This window comes from Staphylococcus sp. B1(2026), assembly GCF_058895785.1.
Genome location: NZ_JBZXTS010000051.1, coordinates 1 through 8818 on the forward strand (window position 1 = coordinate 1; position 8818 = coordinate 8818).

The 8818-nt window shown below is 29.4% G+C and carries 7 protein-coding genes; 6 read left to right on the forward strand and 1 reads right to left on the reverse strand.

All coding sequences use genetic code 11. The features are described from left to right. Positions 1-106 precede the first annotated feature (106 nt). From rsgA to AC5EAH_RS07125, 3 genes are read left to right on the forward strand one after another with little or no spacing between them, the layout of a single operon-like run. On the forward strand, positions 107-964 hold the full coding sequence (gene rsgA / locus AC5EAH_RS07115) for a ribosome small subunit-dependent GTPase A (RefSeq protein ID WP_493494083.1): 858 nt from the start codon (positions 107-109) through the stop codon (positions 962-964). Positions 965-975: 11 nt separating this feature from the next. Next, positions 976-1620 (forward strand): ribulose-phosphate 3-epimerase, encoded by a 645-nt coding sequence (rpe, locus tag AC5EAH_RS07120; protein ID WP_493494084.1) that lies wholly within the window; start codon positions 976-978, stop codon positions 1618-1620. A 1-nt stretch (position 1621) separates the two neighbouring features. Continuing rightward, on the forward strand, positions 1622-2266 hold the full coding sequence (locus AC5EAH_RS07125; protein ID WP_493494085.1) for a thiamine diphosphokinase: 645 nt from the start codon (positions 1622-1624) through the stop codon (positions 2264-2266). Positions 2267-2299: 33 nt separating this feature from the next. Here AC5EAH_RS07125 and AC5EAH_RS07130 read toward each other — a convergent pair whose 3' ends face one another. After that, entirely contained in the window at positions 2300-3682 is a 1383-nt protein-coding gene (locus AC5EAH_RS07130) for a glycine--tRNA ligase (protein WP_493494086.1), read from the reverse strand. A 454-nt stretch (positions 3683-4136) separates the two neighbouring features. Here AC5EAH_RS07130 and AC5EAH_RS07135 point away from each other — a divergent pair, with 454 nt between their 5' ends. From AC5EAH_RS07135 to clpB, 3 genes are all read left to right on the forward strand, one after another. Continuing rightward, the gene (locus AC5EAH_RS07135; RefSeq protein ID WP_493494087.1) at positions 4137-5363 is read left to right on the forward strand and encodes a peptidoglycan bridge formation glycyltransferase FemA/FemB family protein; all 1227 of its coding nucleotides are present in this window, start codon (positions 4137-4139) and stop codon (positions 5361-5363) included. A gap of 76 nt (positions 5364-5439) precedes the next feature. Continuing rightward, entirely contained in the window at positions 5440-6003 is a 564-nt protein-coding gene (efp, locus tag AC5EAH_RS07140; RefSeq protein ID WP_493494088.1) for an elongation factor P, read from the forward strand. Positions 6004-6169: 166 nt separating this feature from the next. After that, positions 6170-8773 carry an ATP-dependent chaperone ClpB gene (clpB, locus tag AC5EAH_RS07145; protein WP_493494089.1) on the forward strand — a complete coding sequence of 868 codons (2604 nt, stop codon included), beginning with the start codon at positions 6170-6172 and terminating at the stop codon, positions 8771-8773. Positions 8774-8818: the final 45 nt, after the last annotated feature.

Genomic DNA, 8818 nt, shown 5'->3' on the forward strand with positions numbered 1-8818 from the left:
CAACACTTTAAATTATAGAACCTTTTAATGTTATATGCATTAAAACCTTGTTTTTTTACATCAATAGATGATAAAATTAAATTAGTTTAAAGTTAGAGGTGAGTATTTGTTAACAGGAAAAGTAATTAAAGCACTAAGTGGATTTTATTATGTAGAAACAGCACAACAGCAAATCTATCAATGTCGAGCAAGAGGTAAATTTAGAAAAGATAAATTTAGTCCTTTAGTAGGTGATAATGTCGTATTTCAACAAGAAAATCAAACAGATGGTTATATTCTGAAAGTTGAAGAGAGAAAAAATACACTCGTTAGACCACCTATTGTAAATATTGATCAAGCTTTCGTATTAATGTCGACAACTAATCCACAATTTTCAACAAGATTATTAAATAGATTTTTAACTATTTTAGCTTTTCATAATATTTCAGCGATTATTGTGATGACTAAAACAGATTTATTAACCTTATCAACTGACATTATTGAAACGTATCAAAAAATAGGCTATCAAGTATTAGATGCTCAACAAGATAAACAGCAACTTATTGCATTATGTCAAGATAAATTCAGTGTATTTTGTGGACAATCAGGTGTTGGTAAATCAACTTTATTAAATAGCTTAATTCCAGAACTAACTTTAGCTACTTCAGAGATTTCTAAATCATTAGGACGTGGTAAACATACGACTAGACATGTAGAAGCTTATGAATTAGGTACAGGTTTAATTGCAGATACACCAGGATTTTCGGCAATTAATTTTGATGAAATCTCATTAGACAATTTAAAATATTGTTTTTTAGAGTTTAGAGAACTTAGTGAACAATGTAAATTTAGAGAATGTCATCATTATCATGAACCTAAATGTGCTATTAAATTAGCAGTTGAAAATAAAATTATTGCACAACAACGTTATGAAGATTATTTGTTATTTTATGATGAAATTGCAAATAGAAAAATAAAATATTAGAGGTAAAGTAAATGACTAAAATAGCACCATCAATTTTATCAGCAGATTTTGCAAATTTAGGTAGAGATATTATTCATATGACACAAGCAGGAGCAGATATCGTGCATATAGATGTTATGGATGGTACTTTTGTACCTAATATTTCATTAGGATTACCGATTATTTCAGCTATACGTTCATACACAGATTTACCATTTGATGTTCACTTAATGATGATAAATCCTGAAAAATATATTAATGATGTTAGAGAAGCAGGTGCTGATTATATTTCTGTACATGTAGAAGCTACGGCACACTTACATCGTGTTATTCAACAAATTAAAGAAAGTGGCGCAAAAGCAGGTGTTGTAGTTAATCCACATACTTCTGTAGAACAAATTAAATATGTATTATCAGAAGTTGATTATGTTTTAGTGATGACAGTAAACCCTGGTTTTGGTGGTCAAGTATTTATTAAAGAAATGCTTAATAAAATAAAAGAATTAAATGATTATCGTCAAAATCATCAATTGAATTTTGCTATTGAAGTAGATGGTGGTATTAATGATAGTACTGCTAAATTGTGTCGAGAAGCAGGTGCTGATTGGTTAATTGCAGGTTCTTATTTATTTAATTCGCCTGATTTAGCACAAGGTATAGAAAGTTTGAGAAACTAAAATGAAGATAGGGCTACTATGTGGCAAAGCTGACAATCTACTATACAATTCACATATTGATATGTGGGTAGGGGTAGATAAGGGGGCAATAACTTTACTTGAACATAATATTATACCTATTTGTGCAATTGGTGATTTTGACAGCATTACATCACAACAATTCGCCTATGTTGAGCAACAAGTTCCTCATATTGTTCGATTGAATCCGCATAAAGATTTAACAGATACTGAGGCAGCATTGAATTATTGTTTAACTAAATTAACACAAGAATATACGATCGATATTATAGAAATTTATGGTGCTACTGGTGGTAGACTTGATCATTTTTTAGCTAATTTAAATATTTTAGCCAATGTAGAGGCTAAGCGTCAAAATATTAGTTTATCATTGATTGATGCTCAGAATAAACTTACAATTTTGCCACCAGGTCATTATAAAATTGATCAAGAACATTATGATTATTTATCTTTTATTCCACGAAATGAAGGTGTACAAATTACATTAAACAATGTTAAATATCCATTGACAGATAAGCGTTTAAATTTATCTGATTCTTTAACTGTTAGTAATGAATGGTTGGAAGGTCCAGCAGAAGTAAGTATTGATAATGGACAAATTATTATGATAAAAAGTAAAGATGAATAGCTCAAGCATTAACTTGAGTTATTCATCTTCTTTTTAGAATTTAATTTTATCTGCTAAATATGCTTTTACTTCTGATATTGGCATTCTCACTTGTTCCATTGTATCACGATCACGAACTGTTACTTGTCCGTCTTCTTTTGATTCGAAGTCGTATGTAATACAGAATGGTGTACCGATTTCATCTTGGCGTCTATAACGTTTACCAATTGATGCTGTTTCATCAAAGTCTATCATGAAATCTTCTGATAGTTCAGCAAATAATTGTTGTGCTTCTTCAGAAAGTTTTTTAGACAATGGTAAAATTGCTGCTTTATATGGTGCTAAGGCTGGATGTAAATGTAAAACTGTACGACTGTCTGTTTCAGAAAGTTGTTGTTCTTCATATGCATCACATAAAAATGCTAATGTCACACGATCAGCACCTAAAGATGGTTCGATACAATAAGGAACAAATTTTTCTCCAGTAGTTTGATCATGGTATAAAAATTCTTCGTTTGAATGTGACATGTGTTGTTGTAAATCAAAATCTGTACGGTCAGCAATTCCCCATAATTCTCCCCAACCAAACGGGAATTTATATTCAATATCAGTCGTTGCATTTGAATAGTGAGATAATTCATCTTGATCGTGATCACGTAAACGTGTGTTTTCTGACTTCATATTTAATGCAAGTAACCAGTTGTGACAAAAATGTTTCCAATAATTTTGCCATTCAATATCTGTACCAGGTGCACAGAAAAATTCTAATTCCATTTGTTCAAATTCTCTCGTACGGAATGTAAAATTACCTGGTGTAATTTCATTACGGAAAGATTTACCAACTTGGGCAATACCAAAAGGTAATTTTTTACGCATAGAACGTTGTACATTTTTATAATTAACAAAAATACCTTGTGCTGTTTCAGGACGTAAAAAGATTTCATTTGTTGAACTCTCTGTTACACCTTGAAAAGTTTTAAACATTAAGTTAAATTGACGAATATCAGTCCAATCATGACTACCACAATCTGGACAAGGAATAGCTTCATCAATCATTAATTGTTTCATTTTATCAAGTGGCATACCATCTACAATAATTTCTTTACCTTGTGCTTGATAAAAATCTTCAATTAATTTATCCGCACGATGTCTTGATTTACAATGTTTACAGTCAACCATTGGATCATTAAAATTACCAATATGACCAGAAGCTTCCCATGTTTTAGGATTCATTAAAATAGCTGCATCTAAACCTACATTATAAGGTGATTGTTGTACGAATTTTTTCCACCATGCTTTTTTCACATTGTTTTTTAATTCCACACCTAATGGACCGTAGTCCCAAGTATTAGCTAAACCACCATAAATTTCCGAACCTGGAAAAACAAAGCCACGATGCTTAGCTAAATTAACAATTGTTTCCATTGAATAAGTCATTGTTATCCTCCTTAAAATAAAAAGTCCCTAGAGTTATATGTAATAACTCTAGGGACGATATAATCGCGATTCCACCCTAGTTGATTAAAAAATCCACTTAATTAATATTTGATTGTAGCCAAATTAATGTTGTTAAGCTTTCACCATTCTTAACTCGCTAAGGTATTAATAATCATATAAAATTTTAACTTAATTTTATCAAAATAACAAGTTAATTTAAAATAACATTATAATAAAAATATTATGTAAACTATATTAAAAGGATGAATAAACTATTAAAAAATAAATTATTATCCACAATAATATTTCTTATAATAAAAATATTATGTAAACTTTAAAAGTGTTTTTCNTTCTTATAATAAAAATATTATGTAAACTTTAAAAGTGTTTTTCTTTTAAAATATTAGTAAGTAGTGTAAAATAAACAATGACTTTAAGAAAGTGAGACAAAATAATGTTACATATAAAAATAGTTTCGACTGAAACATATAAAAATGAAATTAATAAATATACAGTGAATAATTTTTTACAAGCAGCAGCAATGGCTCAGATGCAAACAGAACGACAAAATTTTGATAAAACACAGTGCATATTAATTTATGATAATAATCATATAGTGGGGCATGCTGTTATAAATTACAGAAAGAGATATTATTTTTTCAAAGAAGCGTTAATTATTCAAGGGCCATTATTTGATTATAGTAATATAACTTTGGTTAAAAAATGTTTTAAATTAATAGAAAAATTTTTAAAACAACAAGGTGCAAGTCAAATCATTATTCATCCTTATATTATTCAACAAATTATGGATGAAAATTTAAATATTTTAGAAGATCATCGTTACGATGATTTAGTGACATTTTTTGGTCAACATGGTTATGATCATCATGTATCCAAAGAAGATACGTTACATAGTGTCGGGCAAATTTTTGTCAAACCATTACAACATTTTAAAAATGTGGATGCCATGTATGAGCAATTACCACCATCGTTAAGAAGAGATTTAAAAAAGTTTCAAGCTTCGCAAGTTAAAGTTCGAGAATTAACAGTTGATGAATTACCTTTATTTAACGATATTTTACAAGCTACTAGTGCACGTAAAGGATTTAGTGTCCCACCTTTAAACTATTTTGAATTACTAAAAAAATATTTTAAAGATGATGCAAAGTTTATGTTAGCTTATTTAGATTGTTCAGCTTATCAAAAATATTTAAGTGATAACATTAAAGATTTTACAGATAAAATTAATAAACTAGAAGCAATGCCAATAACTAAAAAAATTAAAGGGCAAATAACAGATGCTAAAGATCAATTGAGTAGTTATATAAAACGCCAAAAAACATTTGAAGAAATGAATGTTACAACAGATGAATTACCTTTATCAGCTTATATTATGATGTGTTATGGTAATGAAATTGTATCTATTTTAGGTGGTTCTTATGATGAATATTTAAACTTTGGTGGTGCGACAATGATTAATTGGGAAATGATTAAATATGCTTACCAAAATAATTATCAACAATTTAATTTTTACGGCACGATTGAGACGAATGAAGCAAGTAAAAGTACGGGTAATTTTCATTATAAACGTCAATTCGGTGGACAATTACAAGTACTCATAGGTACATTTACTAAATCTGTAAGTCTCCCATACAAAATAATTATGAAATTAAAAGCATAAAGTTATAGCAATATCAATCAATTTATGATATAAAAATAAAGAAAACTATTTTAAACATTAAAGAGAGGATTTAAAAATGATTAGTGTAAGTGATTTAAAATCAGGTATGACATTCGTTTTAGATGGTAAGTTATTAAAAGTTTTAGAAATTAGCCATCACAAACCAGGTAAAGGAAATACAGTAATGCGTATGAAAATACGTGATATTCGTAATGGTTCTACTGTTGATACAACAATGCGTCCAGAAGAAAAAGTAGAAAAAGCACATATTGAAACAAAAGATGTACAATATTTATATAGTCAAGACGGTATGGCTGTATTTATGGATTTAGAAACATATGAACAATATGAAATCGAAAAAGAAACTATTGAACAAGAATTAAAATATATGTTAGAAAACATGGAAGTAAAAATTCAGTTTTATGGTGAAGAAGTTATTGGTATTTCGTTACCGACAACAGTTATTTTACGTGTTGAAGAAACACAACCATCAATTAAAGGTGCTACAGTAACAGGCTCAGGTAAACCAGCAACAATGGAAACTGGTTTAGTAGTTAACGTACCTGATTTCGTAGAAGCAGGTGAATTACTAGAAGTAAACACTGCTGAAGGCACATATATGAAACGTGTAACTAAATAAGAAAAAGCAACGATAATTCTATAAAGAGTTATCGTTTTTCTTTATATCAAAAAAAGTTTGACTTATTTTGACTTTTATATAGACAGATAATAAAAGTTGAGGTATAATTGCAATAGGTCAAAATAAGTCAAAGTGATCTAAGCTTTTATTGAGAGGTGAAATTTATATGGATATGAATAAGATGACTTACGCAGTTCAAGAAGTTTTTCAACAAGCACAACTTAATGCAGTTCAATATCAACAACAAGAAATTGATGTTGATACATTTATATTAGCAATATGTAGTGGTGATAATTTAGCAACGACGATTTTAGAGCGTGCAAATGTAAAAATAAACAGTCTAATTAAAGATTATCAACAATTACTAAAAAATAAAGCAACGATTAAAGGTGATAATATAACTTATGGTCAATATTTATCATCAGATATGAATAAAATGTTACAACAAGCAAATAAAATAAAACAACAAATGTCAGATGAATTTATTTCATTAGAGCATATTTTATTAGCTTTATTAGATACACAACAATCTTTTAAAAATAAAATAGAGCAATTTACTAATAGTACAACAATCAACGAAATTATTACTCAAATTAGAGGAGGAAAGAATGTGAATAGTCAAAATCCTGAAGTGAATTATGAAGTATTAGAAAAATATGGTAGAGATTTAGTAGCTGAAGTTAAAAAAGGCAAAATGGATCCAGTAATTGGACGTGATGAAGAAATTAGAAACGCTATTCGTATTTTATCACGTAAAACTAAAAATAATCCTGTTTTAATTGGTGAACCTGGTGTAGGTAAAACTGCAATTGTTGAAGGATTAGCACAACGTATAGTTAAAGGGGATGTCCCTGATAGCTTGAAAGATAAAACTGTTTTTGAACTAGATTTAACTTCTTTAGTTGCTGGTGCAAAATTCAGAGGTGAATTTGAAGAACGTTTAAAAGCAGTATTAAAAGAAGTTAAAGAGTCAGAAGGTAAAATTATTTTATTTATTGATGAAATTCATATGTTAGTCGGTGCAGGTAAAACTGAAGGTGCTATGGATGCTGGAAATATGTTAAAGCCTATGTTAGCACGTGGTGAATTACATTGTATCGGTGCAACAACATTAAACGAATATCGCCAATACATAGAAAAAGATTCTGCTTTAGAGCGTAGATTCCAAAAAATATTGGTTAAAGAACCTACTGTTGATGATACAATTTCTATTTTAAGAGGTTTAAAAGAACGCTTTGAAGTTTATCATGGTGTTAGAATTACCGATAGAGCATTAGTAGCCGCTTCTGAATTATCAAATCGCTATATTACAGATCGTTTTTTACCTGATAAAGCAATTGATTTAATAGACCAAGCATGTGCAACGATTCGTACAGAAATGGGTTCTAATCCTACTGAATTAGATGCTATTAATCGTAAAGTCATGCAGCTAGAAATTGAAGAAAAAGCTTTAGCTAATGAATCAGATACAGTTTCTGAACAACGTTTAAATGATTTGCGTCGTGAATTAACCGAAGAGCGTAATAAACAGCAACAATTACAAATTAAAGTTGAAGGTGAAAAAGAACAAATTGCTAAAGTTCAGGCTAAACGAAGTGAATTAGATAAATATAAGATGCAATTAGAACAAGCCGAAACAAGTTACAATTTAGAAAAAGCTTCTGAATTGAAATATAGTTTAATTCCACAAGTTGAACAGCAATTAAAAGAATTAGAAGAGAAATTTAATGGTGACACACAAGAACGTATTATTCGTGAAGTAGTAACTGACAATGAAATTAGCTTTATTGTTAGTCAGTGGACAGGAATTCCTGTCAATAAATTAATAGAAACAGAAAAAGAAAAACTATTAAATTTAGCAACTATCTTACATGAACGTGTAGTAGGGCAAGATGAGGCAGTAGACAAAGTAGCAGATGCTATTATTAGAGCACGTGCAGGCATTAAAGACCCTAATCGTCCAATCGGTAGCTTTCTATTTTTAGGACCGACTGGTGTAGGTAAAACAGAATTGGCTAAAACATTAGCTGCCACATTATTTGATAGTGAAAAGCATTTAATTCGTATAGATATGAGTGAATATATGGAAAAACATGCAGTTAGTCGTTTAATTGGTGCACCTCCAGGTTACATTGGTTATGAAGAAGGTGGTCAATTAACAGAAGCAGTAAGACGCTCACCATATTCTGTTATTTTATTAGATGAAATAGAAAAAGCACATCCTGATGTTTTTAATGTTTTATTACAATTATTAGATGATGGTCGATTAACTGATAGTAAAGGACGTATTGTAGATTTCAAAAATACGATTATCATTATGACTTCTAATATAGGTTCTATGACTTTATTAGACAATATTTCTAATGATGGTCATGTTACTAAAGAAGTTAGTGATAATGTATTTCAACAATTATATGCACATTTCAAACCTGAAATTTTAAATCGTATGGATGATATTGTGATCTTCAAACCTCTTACATCTTCAAATATGATAGGTATTGTTAATAAATTAATTAAAGATTTACAGAAACGTTTACAGCAACAACATTTATCAATTGATATTGATGACACGGTGAAACAATGGATTGCTAAAACTGCTTACGAACCACAATTTGGGGCACGTCCGTTAAAACGATTTATTCAACGTGAAATAGAAACACCTTTAGCAAGATTAATTATTGCAAATAATCATGAAGAAGGTTTAAATATTAAACTAACATTATCATCTGAAACAAACAAAGTTATATTTGATGTCATTAACTCAAAATAGTTAGCGTATCGCTTTATAATTATAATGTATCTATTGCGTAGTTCA